A 23,163-nucleotide genomic window follows, 5' to 3' on the forward strand; every position below is an offset into this window, starting at 1 on the left:
TCAAGAAATCGTTTATGAGGATGAAGCAAAATGTTACAATAAAAACGATCGTAAGGACGCAGGGAGGGATAGGATTGGCAAAAGAAAAAGAAATGAATTCGCGTTTTGAACAGCGTGCCAAACGCCGAAAGATCAATCGCGTGTTAAATATCGCTCTTGTGTGCGTGTTAATGCTGATTATCTTTTTTAGCTGGCAGCTGCTTTTCTCGCACGATGATAAGGACAGCGCACAGCCAGCGACAAAAGAAAAAGTCATAAAGAAAAAAGAAGAGGAAGATGAAAAGGTGGAAGTAGAAATAGGCGATACAAAAACAACACAAGAGAAGGACGGTGAAACAGCTGATGAAGAGGAACAGCCATCCGAAGAAGAACAACCATCACAGGAAGTAATTGAAACAGCTGGCGATCCTTCTTCTGGAGTGTTGAAGGAAATTATTAATCCATCGTGGCAGCCAATTGGGACGACGCAAACAGAGCCGCATGTCACTCAATTTGACGAGAATTCAGTCGATTGGAAGGAAATGCTGGATGCTGTCAGCTATGCCACTGGAGTGTCGCCAGCAGATATGATTGTGTGGTTTATTGGCAACAATGGTCCGAATAAAGCGGTGGCTACCATTTCTCCTAAGGACAAAAGCGCCAAATATCGCGTGTATATTGAATGGGTGGAAAATCAAGGATGGAAACCGACGAAAATGCAGCAGCTAAAAAATTAAACGGATTTCTCCATAAGCGAGAAATCCGTTTATTTTTTGGCTTTGAAATGAACAACGGCGCTGTAAAACCGTTGTCCGTTTGCTGAGACGTGCATTTGATGGGAAACATGATGAACCTCGAGCAAAAGCGCTTTATTATGCTCGATTTGTTCATTGATTTTTTTCTCTAAGGTGGCTAAATCTGCGGCTTCAAAGCATTCGACTTTATCTTGGATCAAGTCAAGCGAAATGTTCAATGGCTATCCCTCCTTCTTAATTTATACAAATAGGCAATTGCGCTTATGATTGCTTGGAAAAGCTCTATTTTTCGGCGATCGGACGCAAGTGAACGTGCCGTCGTCACGCTAAAGTGCGTGACAGAGAAGCAAATGACGAGTCCCATTCATTGGTTTGGAAGCAGCACAATATAATTCGGTCACCCGACCGTCGGAATCAAACAATCGCCTAACCGAAGCAACGAAAATAATGGACCTGCCCAATTCTCTATATACACATGTAGTGTAGCATATTTTCATTGAACAAATGAAAAAAATATGATAGATTGAGAACAGCATAGCAGTTAATTCATAGTATACTTATATGAATTATAAAAATTTTGGAGTGTGACATCGATGGGTAGAGAATTCCTTGATTTATTTGAAACGTGGGCACAGTCATATGATGAATCTGTTCATGGACATGACGAGCAATATCGAGATGTATTTGCTGAATATGATACGATTTTAAATACAGTTGTTGGAAAATCAGGAAATGTTGTGTTGGAGTTTGGCGTCGGCACAGGAAATTTAACGCAAAAATTGCTTCGCAGCGGCAAAACGGTTTATGGTATTGAACCTTCGGAGCCGATGCGCCAAAAGGCGTTTGAAAAGCTGGGCGATACGGTCACGATTCAGGACGGCGATTTTTTAAGCTTTCCATTGCCGAATGAACCGATTGATACGATTGTCAGCACATATGCTTTCCATCACCTGACAGATGAAGAAAAAGAACAAGCGATTAGCCAGTATGGAAAGATGCTGAACAAAGGTGGTAAAATAGTGTTTGCGGATACAGCTTTCGTCGATCGCGAGGCTTTCGAGCAAATGGTCATCGAAGCAAAGGAAAAAGGGTTTCATGATTTGGCTGAAGATTTAAAGCGCGAATACTATCCGACATTGCCGGTGCTTGAGAGCATGTTTACGAAGCACGGATTCTCTGTATCTTTTGTACCGATGAACCGTTTTGTTTGGTTGATGGAGGCTACGAAACAATAGGTGAAAGAGGTTGAAGGGATGAAGGTAGCAATTATTGGAGCGATGGAAGAAGAAGTCGCCATTTTAAGAGAAAAAATGGACAACCGTCAAGATACGGTTGCTGCCAATTGCGAATTTTACACAGGAACATTAAACGGTGTTGATGTTATTTTATTAAAATCAGGAATCGGCAAGGTCAATGCGGCCATGTCAACGACGATTTTGCTTGAACGTTTTCGGCCGGATTATGTGATTAATACAGGCTCCGCAGGCGGATTTTCCGCTTCGCTCAATGTGGGGGATATTGTCATTTCCAGCGAGGTTGTTCATCATGATGTTGATGTGACGGTATTCGGCTATGAATATGGGCAGGTACCTGGTATGCCTGCACGCTATGCGGCGGATGCTAAACTTGTTGCTATCGCGGAAGCAAGTGCTGAGCGCATTCAAGGAATCCAAGTGGTCAAAGGCTTGATTGCGACAGGCGACTCATTTATGAGCGATCCGGAACGAGTAGCATTTGTGCGCGAGAAGCTAACAGATTTGCATGCAGTGGAGATGGAAGGGGCAGCCATTGCGCAAGTATGCTTCCAATTTGGCGTCCCGTTCGTTGTGATTCGCGCCCTTTCTGACATTGCTGGTAAAGAATCAAACGTGTCATTTGAGCAATTTTTGCACAAAGCAGCGCTCCATTCTTCCGAGCTTGTTCAAATGATGGTGGATGAATTAAAACATTCATAGGAAGGAGAGGGAATGCTCTCTCCTTTTTTCATGATGAAGAAAGAGGTGACAGCATGAAAGTAGCCAAAAGTGTTCACGAATTAGTCGGAAATACTCCGATTGTGGAAATTACCCGATTCCCTCTGCCAAAAGGCGTGCGTTTGTTTGCTAAACTGGAATATTTGAATCCGGGTGGAAGCGTAAAAGATCGCCTTGGCCAAGAATTGCTGCAGGATGCGTTTGAAAGCGGCAAGCTAAAAGAAGGTGGAACCATTATTGAGCCTACGGCTGGCAATACAGGGATCGGATTAGCGTTGGCGGCCATTGGCAAAAACGTCAATGTGATTTTTTGTGTGCCGGAAAAATTCAGCGTGGAAAAACAGCAGCTCATGCGGGCGCTTGGCGCAACAGTTGTTCATACACCGACGAGCGATGGAATGCAGGGAGCGATTAAAAAGGCGAAAGAACTGCTAGCAGAAATTCCAAATTCATATTGCCCACAGCAATTTGCCAATCCGGCGAATCCAAGAACGTATTACAAAACGCTCGGTCCAGAGCTTTGGGAGCAGCTTGATGGAAACATTGATATTTTTGTAGCTGGTGCGGGGACAGGCGGAACATTCATGGGAACGGCGCAATTTTTGAAGGAAAAAAATGCGGGCATCAAAACCGTCATTGTTGAACCAGAAGGCTCTATTTTAAATGGAGGAGAGCCTGGGCCACATAAAACGGAAGGGATCGGTATGGAGTTTCTTCCAGAATATATGGATGAGAGCTACTTTGATGCCATTCATACGATCACCGATGAAGATGCTTTCCGACGCGTGCAGGAATTAGCAGCAAAAGAAGGTTTGCTCGTTGGCAGCTCTTCAGGCGCCGCTTTCCACGCCGCTATGCTTGAGGCTCTTCAGGCCCCGCCTGGGACCCATATTGTCGTGATTTTTCCAGATAGCAGCGAACGGTATTTAAGCAAAAAAATTTATGAAGGTGGGATATAAATGAGACGGAAAACGAAGCTGATCCATGGCGGAGTTGCTGGCGATCCGCATACGGGAGCCGTATCAGTGCCGATTTATCAAGTGAGTACGTATAAGCAAGAGGGCGTCGGCGGACATAAAGGCTATGAATATTCCCGCACAGGAAACCCAACACGCCATGCTCTAGAAGAACTTATAAAAGACCTTGAGGAAGGCTATGCAGGCTTTGCCTTCAGTTCAGGCATGGCGGCGATTACAGCGGTCATGATGCTGTTTAATAGCGGCGATCATGTCATTTTAACGGATGATGTGTATGGCGGTACGTACCGTGTCATGACAAAAGTGCTCCACCGCCTTGGCATTGAATCGACATTTGTGGATACAAGCGATTTAACGAACATTGAAAAACAGCTGCGTCCGAACACAAAAGCCATCTACATCGAAACACCAACCAACCCGTTATTAAAAATTACGGATTTGAAAGAGGCGGCCGCCATCGCCAAACGGCACGGATTGCTGACGATTGTCGATAACACCTTCAGCACTCCATATTGGCAAACACCGATTGCGCTTGGTGCGGATATCGTCGTTCATAGCGCAACGAAATATTTGGGCGGTCACAGTGATGTGGTCGCAGGGCTTGTTGTTGTAAATTCGGAGCCGTTAGCTACAGATTTGCATTTTATTCAAAATTCAACTGGCGGCATTCTCGGCCCGCAGGATTCATGGCTGTTAATGCGCGGTATAAAAACGCTCGGTATCCGCATGGAAGAGCACGAGCAAAATACGCGTAAAATTGTTGAGTTTTTAGCAGGACATCCAGCAGTGAAAAACATCTACTATCCAGGACTTGAAACGCATCCGAATCATGAAATTGCGAAAAAGCAAATGCGCGGCTTTGGCGGCATGGTATCGTTTGATGTGGGAAGCGCTGAAAAAGCGGATCAGTTATTAAACCGCGTTCAATATTTTACCCTTGCGGAAAGCCTTGGAGCTGTAGAAAGCTTGATTTCGCTTCCAGCAAAAATGACACATGCTTCCATTCCACAAAAGCGGCGTGAAGAGCTTGGCATTACTGATGGACTTGTCCGTATTTCGGTTGGTCTTGAGGATGTGGAAGACTTGCTAGAGGATTTAGCACAAGCATTGGCATAAATTACATCGCCTTCTTTTCGCCTTCCTATGGTACAGTGAAAAGAGAAGCACGGATCAGGGAGGGAAGCGGAATTGTGTCAACAGGAACGAAAGCAGCTTCGCGCAAAGGCGAATGATTATAAAATGTACAGTCTCGTTTTGTTGGCGATCGGCGCGCTGTTTTATCTCGGTGTGATTTTACCTGGTGCGCTCGAAGCCGGCAAAAAGCCATTGATCCTTATTGCAATCGCGGCTTTTTTGGCCGCTTCGATCTATTTTCTGCGCCGTTCAGCCTCATGCAGGCGAATGCTTGAAGATGAGGACGAAATGTCTCTATAGAAAGCTGATCCTTCACAAAGGAAGGATCGGCTTTTTTTTATGGGTTTATAGGCCGGATTACTTACAATGAATGATGGCTATTTAATAAGGACTTATGGACTATAGCCATCCTGATTGCCTCTAGAACGAATTTCGCAAATTGTTCAAAAACCCGCTGCGTTTCCTGCTTTTCATCGATGTAAAATAAAAATAAACAACCGTTAAGGGAGGAAAAAGGGATGTTCGCCATGGTGATGGGGATTGTTATTACAGCGTCAATTGCGCTCATTATTAGCGCAGAAGTCAGCGTAGAAGCGGAGTGAAGTAGAAGAAAGCGGCCTTCTTGAATAAGAGGCCGCTTTTCATGTAAGAGGTTAGTTCTATCTAGCAGAAAGCAAACAGAACTTAGTCATTGAAAAAATTAGTTTATGTTAAATAATGGAATTGTTGCGATTTAGACATATCATTATTTAAAAGCTACATGAATTTGAGGTTTACATATAAAATTAGGTTTTATTCTTACATAATGTCGAACGTTTGTTATGGTCGTCTATCTAAAAAGGAGAGGCTGAAAAGATAAAATTTTTATTGTTGTATCAAGATTGCTCATTTTTTTAGAAAAAATATATATTCAGAAACACCCCGAACAGTATGCCCTTTTTTTATGATACGCCGCCTGTGCTTCAGGGCAATGAGGTGAACATAGATCGATAAAAAACAGAGTATTTCGACAAATAATGACAACATTTTTTGCTGGAGTGATTTAGAATAGTACATATGTATTAAGGGGAGGTGTGTCATGAGAATTTTATGTACGTTTAAAACCGACAAAATACCTATTAATTATCGGATGACCATTGTATCCATCATGAAAGAAGCATTAAAAGCATCAGACGAGTCCTATTATCAAAAATTGTATCGACAAGGAAAACGGACAAAACCATTTGTTTTTTCGGTTTTTCTCAAAAACTTTGAATATGAACATGATGAAATCAGATTAGATGAATTAACGATTATACTTAGTTCTCCAGACTATGAGTTTTTATTGAATGTGTATAACGGTTTACAAAAAAACAAGGAATTCTTATACAAACATTATCAATTGTCAAGGAAAAAAATGAGCATCGTAAAAGAAAAACAAGTGGGTGGTTCTAAAGTTGTCTTCCGTACTCTTTCCCCTATTTTAGTCGAAGATGAACAAGGATTGCCGGTTTCACCTAATGATCCTAGCTATGAAAAGCATATCAATCATTTGGCCAATTTGATTTTATTTGAATATCGGGGAGTTGGATTATTTACGCCTCTTTTGATTCGACCGCTTAAATTTAGAAAGATGGTTGTTAAAGAGTCAAATCGGGAGTTTGAGCGTAAATTTGGGCATCAGTCCTATTTGTATTTTACTGCGTACCATGGTTTTTTTGAGATCACAGGACATCCTAATGATTTGCAATTGCTGTATCAGCTCGGTTTATCCAAACGCCGCAACCAAGGATTTGGCATGCTGGAAGTGGAGGAGGTGAAAGGATGAAAGTTGAACTGAGGATGGGCGAGTGGATGATCAATATGGGGCTTGTCGGGCTCTACCGCGTCTTTGAATACGGACAAAAGCAAGGAATCATCGATGATGAGTACAAAAATAGTATGGTCATTCAACCGTGGGGAATCGAGCTTGATACGAATGTATTGCCGCAATTGCCGCGGGCGTATTTTTTGTATTTGTTGGATGAGTACAGCGTTGCGAGACGTGAAAGCGAGAAGCTCGACACATACATGGAACAAGCGAAAAAAGAGGAGCAATTTAAAAACGCTGTATCTTCCATCAAAAAAACGATGGAAATAGGAAAGAAAGTGCTTAAATATTATCCTAACAAAGAACTAGAACATGTCTTGGAACAAATGAAGCAAATAAAAAAATATGAACAGTTTGAGATCTTAACAGACTGTGTTCGTTCTTTTAAGGAAGTGCTTCATGAACCCGAAGTGAATGAGAAACTGACTTTTAATTATTTTAAAGCTACCATCCTTCAAGCATTCTTTGGTCAAGTTTCATTTTTAAATGTATCTAAAAACAATTTAAATTTAGAAGAGCATATTGAAGAATTTCAAAAAAGCTACATAGTTCCTGTTGTTTGTGATTTAGGTTTGGAGCAAGTATTGAAACAAGCGACTTCTTCGGAAGAAGTGCACGCTTTTTTAGATCAACATAAAGACTATAAAGTGTTCAAACAGTGGAAACGGGGGTGGAAAAAGAAAGATATTGTCCAAATTCGTGAAGACGTTAAAACGAAGTTGAATCACTGTCTTTTCTTTCATGAACATATCGCTTTTTACAATTTTGAAGAAATGGTATTCTCTCCGATCGGCGTGGCCAAAGATAACGCGTTTAACTTTAGCTGGCACTTTCAAGATGATCAACCTAAACCACTTTCTTCTTTAGCCAAAATGGTTCTTTTCTTTGCGCCGATCGGCGTGGCTGTTTATTTCAAAACTGAAGGCGTGAATGGACAAACACAACCGCGCTTATATGCGGGATTTGTGCAAACAGACGCTACGTTTTCTGAGATTTTACAAAAAAATAATCATTTTAAACAGTTAAAGAAGCAAAAAGAACCATTCAATAAAATTGTCAGCCAACTGATCCAAGGTATCCAAAAAGAATCGGATTACGTCGTTGAACATCTGTTTTTCCTAGAGTTTTTCTCTGAATATAGCAGTAAAAAAACGCATTTACATTACTATCATTTGCCTATGTACTTAGCCCATTACTTTAAAAGATATGCCAACAAGCTTGATTATATTAAGCCATACGATTATCGCGAACATTTTGTTCAACACGTTTTGCGCGGCGCCGATCCGATTTATGTGATTTACCACTATTTGCGCGATTGCATCAAAAGTGGAAAAAGCATGATCGGTCCATACATTGCTGTGCGGGAACGAAATCGAATTATGCAGTTTAAAAAAGGAGTGAAAGATATGACCGCTGCTGATAAAAGGGTAAGCGCCTTGTTTCATCAAGGGAGGGAGATTCGCAAAGCGATGATTCAATCGAGCGGATCGGATAAAAAAGTGACAAGCATTGCCTATCGTCTGTTAAATGCTGCAAAAGCAGGAAATAAAAAAAGTTTTATGGATACGTTGTTTCGCGTTTATATGTCAGTCGACCGCCCAATCGCACCGATTTTTTTAAATGCGCTCCATGAACGCGACTTAGATTTTGCGACGGTTGCCAACGCTTTTATCTCAGGATTATTAGCAGATCAATATAAAGAAGAACAAGAGGAGGTACAAGCATGAAAAAAGCATTGACGATGACGGTGATTTTTCAAGCGAATTCTCTTAACTACGGTGAAGGAATTGCGAACATTTCAGAGTTGAAAAAGTTTCATCGCGGCAATGGCGAAGTCCATACTTACGCATCGCGCCAAAGCATCCGCTACGATATTGTTCGCCTCGGGAATGAATGGTTTGGATGGAACTTAAACACAGTCGACAAAGCGAGCGGAGTTGTTCAATTTAAAAAAGAGGCGACAATTGAAGATTCGGTAGAAATGGATTTATTCGGGTATTTAAAAACGGATAAAAATTCACAAAAACGCCCGGCTGTTGTGCGGTTAAGCCATGCGATTTCGCTTGAGCCGTACAAAAGCGATTTAGAGTTTTTAAACAATATGGGGCTTGCCAGCCGCATTGGTCAAGACGCTAACCTTGCAAACATTGAGCAGCACCACAGCTTTTACACCTATACACTCACCATTGATTTAAGTCGAGTTGGTGTCGACGGTGAAATCGAACTTCCAAATGAGGAAAAAGCGAGACGTATTCAACAGCTCTTTGAAATTTTAAAAGGGTTGAATCGAAACATTCGCGGCCGTCAAGAAAATTTATCTCCACTTTTTGTCATCGGTGGTATGTACGAGGTAGCCAACCCGTTTTTCCTTGGCCGAGTCGAAGTGGGCGCCACGTCGAATGGATGGGAAGTAAAGACAAAACAAATTCGTGACATCATGGAACAAACGTTTGTGGGGCAGGCGATTGGTGAGGATACGCGTATGGGTGTATTGAGCGGCATGTTTGCCAATGAAGGCGAGCTTTACGATGAATTTGCAGGCAAAGTGACGCCGATTGAGCCGTTTTTCCAATACATGTCCGCAAAAATCCAAGAGTATTACGGTGTGTGAGTATGAAAGCGTTGCGTCTAAAACTTTTTCAAGAAACTGCCTGCTATAAAAAGCCGTTTGCTTCTAAAGTAGCGGAAACATATCCGTTACCGCCGTATTCGACAGTCAAGGGAATGCTTCACGCGCTTGTTCAAGCTGAACAGTTTATTCCAATGCGTTTAAGCGTTCAAGGAACGTATGAAGCGAAACTACTTGATTATCAGCGCTACTATTTTTTTAAAAAGAAAGAGTTGTCAAGCTTTCCGCTTATATTAGACGGATTGGCCCGCATTGATTTTTCTTACGATAAAGATGAGATTACAACGATGCCGATGTACACGCATCTCCTATACCATGTCCATTTAGTGGTTCACGTTGCCGCTGACCAGCATATTTTGGAACGAATCATGGAAGGAATCGAAGGAAGCGACCATCACTACAGTCTTGGACGATGGGAAGATTTAGTCCGGGTTGATGAATACAAGCTCGTCGATGTAGAGGAGCTGGAGGACGAGCAAGATTTGCGGTATAACGCCTATATTCCAAGAAGCATGCTCGATCCGGAAACGAAAAATATTCCGTATCAATTAAATTGGAAATATGAAATTGTCAATGGGATTCGCCAATGGGAAAAAATCGATGTTGGTTACGTGCTGAAAGGAATGGTTGCTCCTGAAAGAGCGTTCATTGATGAAGATGGGGAGTTAGTATTTTATCACATATAGGGAGGATGAGCCCGTGATTTTCTATGCTAAATCTGAGACAAAAGAGACGATTCGTAAGCATACGGATCGTCTTCTTGATAATTTGCATTTGTTGAAGAACAGCTATGGGCATAAGCTCATTCGCATGAATGAACGAATGTGGCGACTGCTGGAGCTAGGTGTTCAATATCATGATGTAGGCAAGGCAAACACTCCGTTTATAAATCAAATGCGCCGACTGATTGATAAAGTTGTCATTGAAACCGATTTTGAAACAAACGTACCTCACAACTATTTGTCAGTGGGGCTCATCCCATTACGGCAATTGGGGCTGACAACAGAAGAAGAACGATTGCTCATTCATATGGTCGGGTATCACCATGAGCGCGATCAGCTCCCGGATAAAGAAATGATTCGCGATGTATTAGAAAACGATATAAAACAAAAGCTTCCGCAAATCGCTGAGCATATGGGCTTGCCGCTTGCTGAAAAATTTTCCTACCGTTTCGTCGATCGGTTATTAAATCGATACACTCCTCATGACGGCGAAGAATTTTGGAAATACGTGATGTTAAAAGGGCTGTTGCACCGTTTAGATCATGCGTCATCCGCAGGCATTAAAGTTGAGAAAGATGTAGAAAAGTCGATTGGGGTATATGTCAATCGCTACATGGAACAAAAGGGATTCCGCAAAAACGATTTACAGCAATTTACCGAGAAGAATGGCGATAAAAATGTGATAGTTGTCGCGCAAACTGGAATGGGCAAAACGGAATCCGCGCTTTTATGGATTGGCGACGATAAAGCGTTTTTCACGTTGCCGCTTCGAGTTAGCATTAATGCGATTTATGACCGAATCAAACAGAAAATGGGCTACGATGCGGTTGGACTCCTTCATTCGACGAGCATGCATTACTTATCGGAAAAAGGAGAAGAAAATTGGGAAGCGATTAAACAGCACTCTGAGCAATTCGCAATGAAATTGTTGCTAACGACAATTGATCAAATTTTAAAATTCCCGTTTTATTACAAAGGATTTGAAAAAGAATTGGCGACGATGGCCAACGCCAAAGTCGTCATTGATGAAATTCAAGCATACGATCCAAAAATCGCGGCGATGTTGATTAAAGCTTTGGAAATGATTCATCAAATCGGCGGCAAATTTATGATGATGACGGCCACTTTGCCAACATTGTATATGGATGAGTTGGAGAGAAGAAACGTGATTCGTGATAACGACATCGCGGTCGGACAATTTTTCGATTTAAGCATCAATCGCCACTGCATTTACCTTCATAAGAAAGAAATAAAAGAGGCCGTCGCTGACATGCTCGATTTAGGGAAAACGTCGCAAGTGCTTGTCATTGTAAATACCGTTCGAAAAGCCATAGAATTGTATGACTGTTTGTTGGACAATGACCACAACGTTCCCGTTTATTTGCTTCATTCGCAATTCACCCAAGAAGATCGACAACTTTTAGAACAAACGATTAAAAACTTTAATGAAAAAGGAGAAAAAGGAATTTGGATTACCACGCAGCTTGTCGAGGCGAGCATTGATATCGATTTTGATTATTTGTTTACGGAAATGTCGACGTTGGACAGCTTGTTTCAGCGTTTGGGGCGTTGTTATCGAAGACGTCAGTTAGATCACGAACAATGCAATGTGCACATTTTTACCGAAAATCTTTCCGGCATTCCGAAAGTGTACCATGAGCATCTTGTTAACGAAAGCATTCGCTTGCTGAAGCCATTCAATGGGCAAATGCTTGATGAAAAGTCGAAAATGGAGATGGTTCAACAGTTATACGATCGAAAGCGGTTAGCAGGAACCGCGTTTTTACAAGAATTCGAAGATGCCTTGGCGATGTTCGACAATCTTGATCCATATGGATTAAATCGGCGCGAAGCCCAACAAAAGCTTAGAGACATTGAAACGATTCAAGTCATTTCTCGTCCTATTTATGACAAAATGTTTGATCTATTTGAGCAATATCAAAAAGAAAAAGAGTGGAACAAACGTTTTACATTAAGAATGGAAATCGAGAAAAAAAGTGTGAGTGTTCGGCGATATGTGGCAAAAAAATATATATCTGAACGTCTGCCGAAGCCGTTCGATCATCTATATATCATAGAAGTGGAATACGAATTTGACCGCCAACACTTAAGAGGAAAGGGAATTTTGTTGGATAAGCACTTGTCTAACATTCATTAAGAAAGGGGGATAGCAATGGTCAGCGGTGTGCAAATACAATATTACAAAGTGTGCAAGCGAAAATTATGGCTATTTTCGAAAGGAATTGCAATGGAAAATGAGCATGAGCGAGTAATGGAAGGAAAAATTTTACACGAACGAGCGTATCCGCGTTTGGAAGAACGCGAAATTTTAGTGGACGGCACATTTAAGCTTGATGTGTTGGACGGCGAGTACATTCGTGAAATTAAAATTTCTAGCAAAATGTCGGAGGCTGACCGCTTTCAAATGCTGTATTACTTATATGAACTGAAAAAGCGCGGGATTGAGAAAAAAGGACTGATCAGCTATACAAAAGAACGAAAAATGGAAGAAGTTGTGTTGACGCCAAAAGACGAACAAGCCATTGAAAAAGCGCTCAAGGAAATTTATGCGATTGTGCACCAGCCGTCGCCACCGCCGCTCAAGAAACTCCCTTATTGTACAAAGTGCGCCTATTATGAATTTTGTTTTGCTATAGAAGGTGATGATTAAATGTTGCGCGATCACTATATTTTTTCGAATGGAAGATTAAAAAGAAAAGATAACACACTATATTTTTTTGATGAAGCGGACAATCGCAAAAGCCTCGCGGTACATCAGACAGATAATTTGTACGTGTTTGGGGAAGTTGATTTCAATTCCTCGCTTTTCAATTTGCTGAACCAGCATGATGTGCATTTGCACGTGTTTAATTATTATGGCTTTTATGCCGGAACGTTTTGTCCGCGAAATAAAAAAGCATCAGGTTTTACTGTCGTCCAGCAAAGCGCTCACTATCTTGATGATGAAAAACGTTTACATCTTGCCAAAAGTTTTCTGCACAGTGCCATTCATCATATGTTGCGAAACATCCGCAGACATAAGGAGAAAACGGAGGAATATATAAGGAATATTGAACACGAAGCAACGAAGATGGTGTCCGCTGCTTCGATTCAGGAAGTGATGGGCATTGAGGGACGAATTCGCCAACACTACTATCAATCGTTCAACGCGATTTTAAAACAAGATTTTATTTTTGAGAAGCGGACGAAACAGCCGCCGCAAGATCCGCTTAACGCGCTGATTTCGTTTGGCAATTCGCTTTGCTATACAGCGATTTTATCAGAAATTTATAAAACACAATTAGACCCGACGATCAGCTTTTTGCATGAACCGTCTACGAAACGTTTTTCATTATGTCTAGATTTAGCCGAGATTTTTAAGCCGCTTATTGTTGATGCGGTGATTGTTTCATCGATTAACAACCGTGTCATTGCGCAAAAGCATTTCGACTTTCTTGAAGGAATGGTTTTGCTGAATGACGAAGGAAAGAAAAAATTTATTAAAGAATGGGATGCTAAACTGTCGACAACGGTGCAGCATCGCAAGCTGAAGCGAAAGGTAAGTTACCGCTATTTGATCCGACTTGAATGCTATAAACTGATTAAACATTTTATTGGGGACGAGCCATATAAACCGTTAAAAGCGTGGTGGTAAAATGTTTGTGATTATTACGTATGATGTGGGGGAGAAAAGGGTAAACAAAGTATGCAAAAAACTTAGGGAATACTTAACATGGACGCAAAATTCCGTGTTTGAAGGCGAAATTTCTAAAAGCTTACTTTTGAAATGTTTAAACGAAATCGATCAAATAATTGATGAAGATGAGGATTCGATTTATATTTACGAAGTGGCTAATCCGAGAAATGTGAAGAAGAAAGTATTCGGACAGGAAAAAAACTTTGAAGAGCTCTTTTTATAGTGCGCTTTTGCCAACTTGCCGTAAACCGCTGTTTTTGAAAAGTGTGTGGGAAGGCTTGATAAATCAATAAAAAGCCGCTATTTTTGATGTGAACGCCCAACATAACTACCACCTTACTGCAAAAAACAGATATCGTATGTGTATCAACCCTAGCGATAAATGTTGATACATCAATGGATTGCTTCTTCTATAAAACAGGGGTTTTATCTGAACTTAGTGGGATATAAAGAAGACTAATTTTATGTTTTGGTGTCTTTATTTTTTAGTTTTATCTGAACTTAGTGGGATATAAAGAAGAAAACTGTTGATACACCACGCAACTACTTTATCGTTTTATCTGAACTTAGTGGGATATAAAGTGAGCTGATAGAGCTTGTCCTTCATGGTTTTGTACGTTTTATCTGAACTTAGTGGGATATAAAGATGAAGGAAACGCCTTTTAGTGACGATACGACATATTGTTTTATCTGAACTTAGTGGGATATAAAGGCGTTCGCATATCTTCAAACAAGGGGAGGTATGCGCGTTTTATCTGAACTTAGTGGGATATAAAGTATAAATATTAAGTTACGTTATTTTCACCGTTTTAGTGTTTTATCTGAACTTAGTGGGATATAAAGTGTCAAAGAAAAAGATATTTCTGTTTTGTTCGGTTTTGTTTTATCTGAACTTAGTGGGATATAAAGATACAAGTGTTCAAGCAAGAATGACAGAATACGAGCAGCGTTTTATCTGAACTTAGTGGGATATAAAGTCGATCGTGTTTGTGATGCATGGATATGAATACGAGTTTTATCTGAACTTAGTGGGATATAAAGTTGCAAGTTGGCGGGAAACTTGGAGATTTCTTCGAGTTTTATCTGAACTTAGTGGGATATAAAGAGGGTTTCTTCGTCTACCCATTCATCGTAGTTTTTAGTTTTATCTGAACTTAGTGGGATATAAAGTAATATTAGGAATATCTGTTTCCGTCACAGGAATAGCGTTTTATCTGAACTTAGTGGGATATAAAGGCTTAGCGATATCTTTTTCGTCTTTATTCGTTAATTGTTTTATCTGAACTTAGTGGGATATAAAGCCACAACTTCGAAAAGCAATTGAGGCTGCTACTAGCTCGTTTTATCTGAACTTAGTGGGATATAAAGCCATGTGCAGAATCATGTATAGGTGGTTTGCCATTCGTTTTATCTGAACTTAGTGGGATATAAAGTTGAAATATAAAACGAAATTACTAAAGTTAACACAGTTTTATCTGAACTTAGTGGGATATAAAGCCTGAAGGCAGGGGATTTTTTATTTTTACGACATTGGTTTTATCTGAACTTAGTGGGATATAAAGAAAGGCTTTTCATTTGAATAAACAAAATCAAACAGGTTTTATCTGAACTTAGTGGGATATAAAGGGACTTGATGAAGAAGGAAATGAAATAACAACATCGGTTTTATCTGAACTTAGTGGGATATAAAGTGGCAACGGTAGTCAACGCTTTTGTTTCTCCCCGAAAGTTTTATCTGAACTTAGTGGGATATAAAGTTGCGACCCACAGGCTTGTCCATGTCGCTGTCCTTAGTTTTATCTGAACTTAGTGGGATATAAAGAAGTGTTCATTAACAAAATTACTCTCATATGACTTGTGTTTTATCTGAACTTAGTGGGATATAAAGTCAATTCTTTTTCTAGTTCCTCTTCTTCCTCTTCGGTTTTATCTGAACTTAGTGGGATATAAAGAAATATAGCATTTCTGGACTAGTTGCAAATGTCTTAGTTTTATCTGAACTTAGTGGGATATAAAGATGCTTGACGGGGGACACAGTCCCCCGCTGCCCTCGGTTTTATCTGAACTTAGTGGGATATAAAGAGTGTGAAGAGAAGTTAGAGTTTGCTCAATCTCTCAGTTTTATCTGAACTTAGTGGGATATAAAGATTTTTAAGGGGGAATAAAAATGAAAAGTTTCTATGTTTTATCTGAACTTAGTGGGATATAAAGGGGACTCTCGCAGGTCCGTTGATTTCTTCATGATGTGTTTTATCTGAACTTAGTGGGATATAAAGAATGTCTTATACGTGCACGAAATAACTAATTCATATAAGTTTTATCTGAACTTAGTGGGATATAAAGGCGGGTTCTCTTTTTGTGATTTGGTCTCCTGCCGTTGTTTTATCTGAACTTAGTGGGATATAAAGTTGACTGGGTTGCTCGTGTTGGTCGTTGGTTTTTAGTTTTATCTGAACTTAGTGGGATATAAAGCGGAATCGAAAACGGAAATTTCCTAGTTAGACCATCGTTTTATCTGAACTTAGTGGGATATAAAGCGGTTCTCTAGCAATCTTATTTTTTCTAGAAATTTTTGTTTTATCTGAACTTAGTGGGATATAAAGCTGCGTTCCGGCCCTCCGGGTGACTTTGCCGGCTAGGTTTTATCTGAACTTAGTGGGATATAAAGATAATTGCAAGAGAAGAATAGAAAGCGACAATTTCATCGTTTTATCTGAACTTAGTGGGATATAAAGGAGACGTTGCTCCGGTCGATGGTAGTCTTCCGGCGCGTTTTATCTGAACTTAGTGGGATATAAAGATGTTTCTGGGTATTCTACTGTTGCGTACGTCACTGGTTTTATCTGAACTTAGTGGGATATAAAGAAAGAAGAACATGAAGTTGTTATGCAAAGCATCAATGTTTTATCTGAACTTAGTGGGATATAAAGCAGAGATCTCATTATTTTATAAACATCTGCACCGCTCGTTTTATCTGAACTTAGTGGGATATAAAGTCGTGAGAAGGAAGAAAGGGTTTAAATATCATGCTTCGTTTTATCTGAACTTAGTGGGATATAAAGAACCGAAAAACCGGGTACAGTGTGTTGATGTTGTTTCGTTTTATCTGAACTTAGTGGGATATAAAGATGAAACAACTATCCATCTTTGATTTTATTAGACCGGTTTTATCTGAACTTAGTGGGATATAAAGTGTAGAGACCGTGAAACTACAGGGACATGGCGCAACAGTTTTATCTGAACTTAGTGGGATATAAAGACGCCTGAACCGGTGGATGAAGAAAAAGAAATATCTTGTTTTATCTGAACTTAGTGGGATATAAAGACGCCTGAACCGGTGGATGAAGAAAAAGAAATATCTTGTTTTATCTGAACTTAGTGGGATATAAAGGACAAACGTATTATTTAGAAATAGTTTTAAACACGGTTTTATCTGAACTTAGTGGGATATAAAGATAGAGCCAATCACAACAGTCGACACATTAAAAAAAGAGTTTTATCTGAACTTAGTGGGATATAAAGTTAGCGAAAACAGACCGGAATTAAAAGGTGTGTATCAGTTTTATCTGAACTTAGTGGGATATAAAGAAAATCAGTGCTGACAAGGCTTTGCAGGCTCTTTCCGTTTTATCTGAACTTAGTGGGATATAAAGACGACTTTTATTTGAATCTTCACCAGGAACGAGAAACCGTTTTATCTGAACTTAGTGGGATATAAAGTAACGACGCTGAATACGGTCAATAGATCGCCGCAAGTTTTATCTGAACTTAGTGGATATTTTACTATTAATTTCTAAAAATGAGAGGAGCATTTTTAGAAGAAGGGATAACTTAAGATTTTCATCTTTCCTTCCTAAGACGATGTTACTGTTTTTGACAAATCCTTTTTGTTTAGGTTTCATTTTAAATCGTTTGTATGATCTGGGATTTTTTAAGTTTCTCATCAGCATGATCATATTCTTTTTTTGTAAAAAAAACTATAGATAGACAGTTCTAAGAACATCACACACCAATGATCTTTTATTGTCTATCTATAGGGAAGATGAACATACTAAAATATTTCTCTATCTCCGCTTCTCTTTTTCATTTCGATAAAATTCGTGGAACATTTTCATTAATGCTCGCTTTTCGATGCGGGAGACGTAGCTTCTGGAAATGCCGAGCTCCTTGGCGATTTCGCGCTGGGTTTTTTCCTTTTGCAAATCCAGTCCAAAACGGCTGATAATCACTTCTTTTTCCCGTTCATCCAGCACATCAATGTATTTTTTGACTTGCTCGATTTCCATGTTTAAATGAATTTCGTCGGCGACATCCTCCCCTTCAGATTTCAGCACATCGATAAGGCTGATTTCATTTCCATCGCGATCCTGTCCGATGGGTTCATGAAGAGATACATCCTTTTTTGTTTTTTTCAAAGAACGAAGGTGCATAAGAATCTCATTTTCAATACATCTTGCTGCGTAGGTTGCCAGCTTGGTTCCTTTTCCTTGGGAGTAGCTTTCAATGGCTTTGATTAAGCCGATGGTGCCGATCGAGATTAAATCCTCTGCGTCCTCTCCTGTATTCTCAAATTTTTTGACAATGTGAGCGACAAGCCGCAAATTATGCTCAATAAGCAGGTTTCGCGCTTCTTTATCGCCTTCTGCCATTCTCTGTAAATATTTTTCCTCTTCTTGAGCGCTTAGTGGTTGGGGAAATGCGTTGTTTTTAATATATGAGACTAGAAACATTAACTCTTTGATAAGGAATGCCAATGCGGAAAAAATGCCAGACATGTCTTCACCCCACCCTTTTCGTTTTAGGCATGTGCCTATTTTATATGTATGAACAGGGAAGATTGTCTGTGTTTGGACATTTCAAAAAAAGAAAGGTAATAATTTACATTATTATACGAATATTCTTGACATACTAAAACGAACATATTAGAATAACTTTTGTTGCTTTATGTCTGAAAGGGGGATCGTACATGAAAAAAATCGGATTAGCATGGCAAATTTTAATCGGCTTAATCCTTGGAATTGTTGTCGGAGCGATTTTTTATGGAAATCCAGCAGTAGCCACGTATTTGCAACCGATAGGAGATATATTCCTCCGTTTAATTAAAATGATTGTGATTCCAATTGTTGTTGCAAGTCTCATAGTGGGGGTTGCTAATGTCGGCGATATAAAAAAGCTTGGAAGATTGGGCGGAAAAACAATTATTTATTTTGAAATTATTACAACAATAGCAATCGTTGTGGGCTTATTAGTCGCTAACGTGTTCCATCCAGGGACCGGCATTAATATGAAATCGCTTGAAAAGACTGATATTCAATCGTATGTTGATACGACGAATGAAGTGCAGCACCATTCCATGATTGAAACCGTTGTGAACATTGTCCCTAAAAACATCTTTGAATCACTCTCAACAGGAAACATGCTCCCGATTATCTTCTTTTCTGTTATGTTTGGTTTGGGTGTTGCTGCGATCGGGGAAAAAGGAAAAGTGGTATTGCAGTTTTTCCAAGGTGTCTCCGAAGCGATGTTTTATGTCACAAACCAAATTATGAAATTTGCTCCATTCGGTGTATTTGCTTTGATTGGTGTAACGGTTTCGAAGTTTGGGGTACAATCGCTTATTCCGCTAAGTAAGCTAGTTATCACAGTGTATGGAACGATGCTTTTCTTTGTGATCGTCGTTCTTGGAGCAGTTGCTCGATTAGTTGGAGTGCGGATTTGGCACTTCATTAAAATTTTAAAAGATGAGTTAATCCTTGCTTACAGTACATCCAGTTCAGAAACAGTACTGCCGAAAGTGATGGAGAAGATGGAAAAATTCGGCTGTCCGAAAGCGATTACATCTTTTGTCATTCCGACAGGCTATTCGTTTAACCTTGATGGATCTACGCTATATCAAGCATTGGCCGCTATTTTTATCGCACAGCTATATGGTATTGATCTGTCGATTTCGCAGCAAATTTCACTACTGCTCGTGCTTATGATCACATCAAAGGGAATTGCAGGAGTGCCTGGCGTGTCGTTTGTTGTTTTGCTGGCGACTTTAGGAACGGTGAACATTCCGATTGAAGGACTGGCCTTTATCGCTGGAATCGACCGAATTTTAGATATGGCACGCACAGTGGTAAACGTAATCGGAAACTCACTGGCTGCTGTTGTTATGTCTAAATGGGAAGGACAGTACAATGAACAGAAAGCAGTAAAATATATAGAGGAAATCACGCAGAAAAGTGCGTAATGATATCGCGGCTATCTCATTTATGGGATAGCCGTTTTTTATCGGTCCCGTTATTTTTATTTTTTTCTGTCCAAACGTATAGTATAATCTTGATTTGAGTGAATATGGTTTTAATGAGGAGCTTGGCTCGTGAAATAGGAGGAAGAACGATGCACGAATTGATCCAAAACATTCTAATGTTTTTAATCGATTTAGGCTACATAGGAATCGCGCTGGCATTGATGATTGAAATCATCCCAAGCGAAATTGTTTTGGCATACGCCGGGTACTTAGTATCGCGTGGAGAAGTATCGTTCACTGGAGCGGTTATTGCAGGAACGATCGGCGGGACCATCGCACAGATGTTCCTTTATTGGATGGGGCTTTATGGAGGGCGTCCGTTTTTGGATAAATACGGAAAATATTTGTTGATTAAGAAAAAACATCTTGATTTATCTGAAGAATGGTTTAAAAAATACGGTTCAGGGGTTATTTTCACAGCTCGGTTTATTCCGGTTGTCCGCCATGCTATTTCCATTCCGGCAGGGATTGCGAAAATGCCATGGACGAGGTTTACTTTGTATACGACGTGTGCCATTATCCCGTGGTCTATTTTCTTTATTTTTCTTGGGGAACGTCTCGGAAGTAAATGGCAGGAAATCGATGAGTTCGCTCAGCCGTATTTACGGCCAATTATCATTATCGCTATTGTAATCACTGTTTTATATGTAGCCTTTCATCTTTATCGTCGTCGGAAAAACAGATAAAGATGTGCTAAATGCTTACGCTCGCTTTTCTTTGATTTTGTTTGCGAAGCAGCAGGCTTCTTTTTGCCGATTGAAGCAGAGCGATATCAACAAATATCCGCATTTGCCATCTTTGAAGCATTTTGCTCATGTCCCTTTTCCATGTTTGATAAAAGGGAATCGTTTGAATGGATGTATTGTTGCTATGAATATTAATGGGGAAGCAATGACTCGATTAAAACAAAAAATCTCTAGTATGGCTTTTCACGGGAAGGTTGTCCCAACCACAAACGGCTTCACTAATTTATCAATGCATCGGAAGCGCCGCTGTATCGCGCGAGCGCGCGAAAAAGATAAGCGATTTGTGCGTCCAGCGGCTTTCAAAGATGCCTTTCACTTCAATAAAGAATCTGTTCCAAGCTGAACGGAACCGAATGTGATTCTGTTATGAAAAGCGGAAAAGGGGGATAACATGAGCAAGCTAGAGGCGTTTATTCTAGGGATTATCCAAGGATTAACGGAGTTCTTGCCCATTAGCAGTACGGGTCATTTATATTTAGGAAGACATCTGTTTGGATTGGATGAAGCGGGGCTGTTTCTTGATACGATGCTGCACATTGGAACGTTGTTTGCTGTTTTTGCTATCTATAAGAAAGAATTGCTTTATATGATTCGCAGGCCGTTTAGCAAGCTGACTTTTCTGTTGATTGTCGGCACGATCCCGGCCGTAGTCATCGGACTGCTGCTTCAAGATTATTTTGAAGAGATCTCAAAAACAGGTGTAACCATCGGTTGGGAATTTCTCATTACAGGCGTATTTTTATGGTTTGCGGATGGCATCAAAAACGGCTATAAACGAATGGAAAATCTCTCATATACGGATGCGTTTGTCATTGGAATGTTTCAAGCCGCTGCTATTTTTCCAGCGATTTCTCGTTCCGGTCTTACGATTGTTGGAGGGTTAATGCGGAAATTAGATCGGGAAACCGCAGCTTATTTCTCCTTCCTCTTATCGATTCCAGCAATTGCGGGAGCGATCGTCTTACAATTCGTGGATGTATTCGCAGGCAAAGCGGAAAACATTTCTGCTGGCGCATTGTTTATGGGCACACTCTCTTCTGCTATATTTGGCTATATTGCTGTGAGGTGGATGATTCAATATTTACAGAGACACTCGCTAAAAGCATTTGCCGTATATGTATCGATTCTCGGTTTACTTGTTCTCTCTCTTCAGATGACAGGAGTTTTTTAAAGCGGTCCGTAGCTTGTGGCCGTTTTTTTATTGATTATACAGAATGAATCGGCTATATTTAACATAGCGTTGACTCGAAAAGAAACAGAGATGGGATGAATAAGGGACGATGATAAAAAAATGGCTTGTAGTGATTGTGATTATTGCAGTTGGTTGTTTTTTAATTCCTTATAGCTTGCCGCTTATTTTAGCATTTATTACCGCGCTGTTGCTGGAGCCGGCCATTCAGAAGTTAATCAAAGGCGTTCGGTTAAAACGAATTCATGCGGTAACGATTGTGTTTTCCCTGTTTGTGCTAGTGATCGGTTTTCTTTCTTATTTTATTGTGGCCATTTTGGTTCAGCAAACGATGATGTTTTCACAAAAACTGCCATTTCTTTTGTCAGAGATGACCAATGTGGTGAATCAGCTTATTCGACAATGGCAATCTTACTCAAGCTCTATTCCGAAGGAGATTATCGTTTCACTTGAAAATAGCGTAGAAACTGTTAAGAATTTATTGTTGTCGTTTGCAACCAATTTCACTCAGTCGATGATTCGCTATATTACGATGATTCCGGAATTTATTATTCACTTTCTTGTCTATCTCGTAGCTCTTTTTCTCATTAGCCTAGACTGGCCGCAGTTAAAGAAAGGGCTTGAAAACCATTTATCCGACCGCACAAAGCAGCGTCTAACCATTATCGTCACGCAACTCAGCCGCGCAGGCATCGGCTTTATTAAAGCACAATTTTTGTTAAGCCTTATTACCTTTCTGTTAGCCTTAGGAGGCTTGCTCATATTAAGAGTCGATTACCCGATTCTTTTTTCGCTTTTAATCGTGATTGTTGATATTTTGCCGATTTTAGGAACAGGGTCGGTGCTTGTACCATGGGGGATTTTCAACATTATGAACGGCCATAGCGGGACAGGAATTGGCTTAATTGTTTTGTTTGTGCTGATTACTGTTATTCGCCGAACAATCGAACCAAAAATTTTCTCTTCTAACTTGGGAATCAGCTCCCTGGCTGCGTTAATAAGCGTATATTTAGGCTTCCGCTTACTGGGGGTGGCGGGGCTGTTCATTGGCCCAGCGCTTGTCATTATTATCGAGGCCATGATTAAAGCAGGAGTGATTAAATTTACATTTAAAATTTAAAAAGGGGCTGTCCAAAAAGTCAGGGTAACTGACTTTTTGAAGCCCCTCTCATTTTTTTCATTTTTTAAAAAAGTACACAAAAAAATCGTCCTATCCTG

At 40.1% G+C, this 23,163-nt stretch carries 20 protein-coding genes and 1 CRISPR repeat array; of the genes, 18 read left to right on the plus strand and 2 right to left on the minus strand.

Annotated features, from left to right (window positions below; genetic code table 11):
* Positions 1-92: 92 nt before the first annotated feature.
* Positions 93-716 carry a YrrS family protein gene (locus GGQ95_RS07735; RefSeq protein WP_066146558.1) on the plus strand — a complete coding sequence of 208 codons (624 nt, stop codon included), beginning with the start codon at positions 93-95 and terminating at the stop codon, positions 714-716.
* A 29-nt stretch (positions 717-745) separates the two neighbouring features.
* Here GGQ95_RS07735 and GGQ95_RS07740 read toward each other — a convergent pair whose 3' ends face one another.
* Positions 746-952: a YrzA family protein gene (locus GGQ95_RS07740; RefSeq protein ID WP_044744624.1), complete on the minus strand. Its 207-nt coding sequence runs from the start codon at positions 950-952 to the stop codon at positions 746-748.
* 375 nt (positions 953-1,327) lie between these two features.
* On the opposite strand from GGQ95_RS07740, the gene GGQ95_RS07745 reads away from it, so the two are divergent.
* From GGQ95_RS07745 to cas2, 13 genes are all read left to right on the plus strand, one after another.
* A complete protein-coding gene (locus GGQ95_RS07745; protein WP_066146046.1) occupies positions 1,328-1,969 on the plus strand; it encodes a class I SAM-dependent methyltransferase in 642 nt (213 codons plus the stop codon).
* Positions 1,970-1,987: 18 nt separating this feature from the next.
* On the plus strand, positions 1,988-2,689 hold the full coding sequence (mtnN, locus tag GGQ95_RS07750) for a 5'-methylthioadenosine/S-adenosylhomocysteine nucleosidase (RefSeq protein WP_159720173.1): 702 nt from the start codon (positions 1,988-1,990) through the stop codon (positions 2,687-2,689).
* Between the two features lie 53 nt (positions 2,690-2,742).
* Complete coding sequence (locus GGQ95_RS07755) at positions 2,743-3,666, plus strand: PLP-dependent cysteine synthase family protein (RefSeq protein ID WP_183186571.1); 924 nt, start codon at positions 2,743-2,745, stop codon at positions 3,664-3,666.
* Positions 3,667-4,800, plus strand: coding sequence for a bifunctional cystathionine gamma-lyase/homocysteine desulfhydrase (locus GGQ95_RS07760; RefSeq protein WP_183186572.1), 1,134 nt, complete (start codon positions 3,667-3,669; stop codon positions 4,798-4,800). It abuts the gene before it with no gap.
* A gap of 72 nt (positions 4,801-4,872) precedes the next feature.
* Complete coding sequence (locus GGQ95_RS07765; protein WP_183186573.1) at positions 4,873-5,118, plus strand: YrhC family protein; 246 nt, start codon at positions 4,873-4,875, stop codon at positions 5,116-5,118.
* Between the two features lie 778 nt (positions 5,119-5,896).
* A complete protein-coding gene (gene cas6 / locus GGQ95_RS07770) occupies positions 5,897-6,625 on the plus strand; it encodes a CRISPR-associated endoribonuclease Cas6 (protein ID WP_066146034.1) in 729 nt (242 codons plus the stop codon).
* Entirely contained in the window at positions 6,622-8,394 is a 1,773-nt protein-coding gene (cas8a1, locus tag GGQ95_RS07775; RefSeq protein ID WP_183186574.1) for a type I-B CRISPR-associated protein Cas8b1/Cst1, read from the plus strand. Before cas6 ends, cas8a1 begins: the two co-directional genes overlap by 4 nt.
* Positions 8,391-9,278, plus strand: coding sequence for a type I-B CRISPR-associated protein Cas7/Cst2/DevR (gene cas7i / locus GGQ95_RS07780; RefSeq protein WP_066146026.1), 888 nt, complete (start codon positions 8,391-8,393; stop codon positions 9,276-9,278). The genes cas8a1 and cas7i overlap by 4 nt, the downstream gene beginning before the upstream one ends.
* 2 nt (positions 9,279-9,280) lie before the next feature.
* Complete coding sequence (gene cas5b / locus GGQ95_RS07785) at positions 9,281-9,982, plus strand: type I-B CRISPR-associated protein Cas5b (protein ID WP_066146022.1); 702 nt, start codon at positions 9,281-9,283, stop codon at positions 9,980-9,982.
* Positions 9,983-9,995: 13 nt separating this feature from the next.
* Positions 9,996-12,176: a CRISPR-associated helicase/endonuclease Cas3 gene (locus tag GGQ95_RS07790; RefSeq protein ID WP_066146019.1), complete on the plus strand. Its 2,181-nt coding sequence runs from the start codon at positions 9,996-9,998 to the stop codon at positions 12,174-12,176.
* A gap of 15 nt (positions 12,177-12,191) precedes the next feature.
* Complete coding sequence (gene cas4, locus GGQ95_RS07795; RefSeq protein ID WP_066146016.1) at positions 12,192-12,689, plus strand: CRISPR-associated protein Cas4; 498 nt, start codon at positions 12,192-12,194, stop codon at positions 12,687-12,689.
* Positions 12,690-13,673 (plus strand): type I-B CRISPR-associated endonuclease Cas1b, encoded by a 984-nt coding sequence (cas1b, locus tag GGQ95_RS07800; protein WP_183186575.1) that lies wholly within the window; start codon positions 12,690-12,692, stop codon positions 13,671-13,673.
* Between the two features lies 1 nt (position 13,674).
* Entirely contained in the window at positions 13,675-13,938 is a 264-nt protein-coding gene (cas2, locus tag GGQ95_RS07805; RefSeq protein WP_066146010.1) for a CRISPR-associated endonuclease Cas2, read from the plus strand.
* 200 nt (positions 13,939-14,138) lie between these two features.
* Positions 14,139-17,435: direct repeats of the CRISPR family, unit length 29 nt; unit sequence GTTTTATCTGAACTTAGTGGGATATAAAG.
* 344 nt (positions 17,436-17,779) lie between these two features.
* Here the strand turns inward: cas2 and sigK are convergent.
* Entirely contained in the window at positions 17,780-18,490 is a 711-nt protein-coding gene (gene sigK / locus GGQ95_RS07810; RefSeq protein WP_066146007.1) for an RNA polymerase sporulation sigma factor SigK, read from the minus strand.
* Positions 18,491-18,681: 191 nt separating this feature from the next.
* Here sigK and gltP point away from each other — a divergent pair, with 191 nt between their 5' ends.
* From gltP to ytvI, 4 genes are all read left to right on the plus strand, one after another.
* Positions 18,682-19,950, plus strand: coding sequence for a glutamate/aspartate:proton symporter GltP (gltP, locus tag GGQ95_RS07815; protein ID WP_044744602.1), 1,269 nt, complete (start codon positions 18,682-18,684; stop codon positions 19,948-19,950).
* 149 nt (positions 19,951-20,099) lie between these two features.
* On the plus strand, positions 20,100-20,696 hold the full coding sequence (gene uptA / locus GGQ95_RS07820; protein WP_183186576.1) for an undecaprenyl phosphate transporter UptA: 597 nt from the start codon (positions 20,100-20,102) through the stop codon (positions 20,694-20,696).
* Between the two features lie 451 nt (positions 20,697-21,147).
* Complete coding sequence (locus GGQ95_RS07825) at positions 21,148-21,927, plus strand: undecaprenyl-diphosphate phosphatase (protein WP_044744600.1); 780 nt, start codon at positions 21,148-21,150, stop codon at positions 21,925-21,927.
* A 112-nt stretch (positions 21,928-22,039) separates the two neighbouring features.
* Positions 22,040-23,065, plus strand: coding sequence for a sporulation integral membrane protein YtvI (gene ytvI, locus GGQ95_RS07830; protein WP_066146553.1), 1,026 nt, complete (start codon positions 22,040-22,042; stop codon positions 23,063-23,065).
* Positions 23,066-23,163: the final 98 nt, after the last annotated feature.

The organism is Anoxybacteroides rupiense (genome assembly GCF_014196195.1).
GTDB lineage: Bacteria > Bacillota > Bacilli > Bacillales > Anoxybacillaceae > Anoxybacteroides > Anoxybacteroides rupiense.

Bases quoted from the DNA above. Each gene is read 5' to 3' on its own strand.
- GGQ95_RS07735 (WP_066146558.1), top strand. From the start codon at position 93: ATGAATTCGCGTTTTGAACAGCGTGCCAAACGCCGAAAGATCAATCGC.
- GGQ95_RS07745 (WP_066146046.1), top strand. From the start codon at position 1,328: ATGGGTAGAGAATTCCTTGATTTATTTGAAACGTGGGCACAGTCATAT.
- mtnN (WP_159720173.1), top strand. From the start codon at position 1,988: ATGAAGGTAGCAATTATTGGAGCGATGGAAGAAGAAGTCGCCATTTTA.
- GGQ95_RS07755 (WP_183186571.1), top strand. From the start codon at position 2,743: ATGAAAGTAGCCAAAAGTGTTCACGAATTAGTCGGAAATACTCCGATT.
- GGQ95_RS07760 (WP_183186572.1), top strand. From the start codon at position 3,667: ATGAGACGGAAAACGAAGCTGATCCATGGCGGAGTTGCTGGCGATCCG.
- cas6 (WP_066146034.1), top strand. From the start codon at position 5,897: ATGAGAATTTTATGTACGTTTAAAACCGACAAAATACCTATTAATTAT.
- cas8a1 (WP_183186574.1), top strand. From the start codon at position 6,622: ATGAAAGTTGAACTGAGGATGGGCGAGTGGATGATCAATATGGGGCTT.
- cas7i (WP_066146026.1), top strand. From the start codon at position 8,391: ATGAAAAAAGCATTGACGATGACGGTGATTTTTCAAGCGAATTCTCTT.
- cas5b (WP_066146022.1), top strand. From the start codon at position 9,281: ATGAAAGCGTTGCGTCTAAAACTTTTTCAAGAAACTGCCTGCTATAAA.
- cas4 (WP_066146016.1), top strand. From the start codon at position 12,192: ATGGTCAGCGGTGTGCAAATACAATATTACAAAGTGTGCAAGCGAAAA.
- cas1b (WP_183186575.1), top strand. From the start codon at position 12,690: ATGTTGCGCGATCACTATATTTTTTCGAATGGAAGATTAAAAAGAAAA.
- cas2 (WP_066146010.1), top strand. From the start codon at position 13,675: ATGTTTGTGATTATTACGTATGATGTGGGGGAGAAAAGGGTAAACAAA.
- sigK (WP_066146007.1), bottom strand. From the start codon at position 18,490: ATGTCTGGCATTTTTTCCGCATTGGCATTCCTTATCAAAGAGTTAATG.
- gltP (WP_044744602.1), top strand. From the start codon at position 18,682: ATGAAAAAAATCGGATTAGCATGGCAAATTTTAATCGGCTTAATCCTT.
- uptA (WP_183186576.1), top strand. From the start codon at position 20,100: ATGCACGAATTGATCCAAAACATTCTAATGTTTTTAATCGATTTAGGC.
- GGQ95_RS07825 (WP_044744600.1), top strand. From the start codon at position 21,148: ATGAGCAAGCTAGAGGCGTTTATTCTAGGGATTATCCAAGGATTAACG.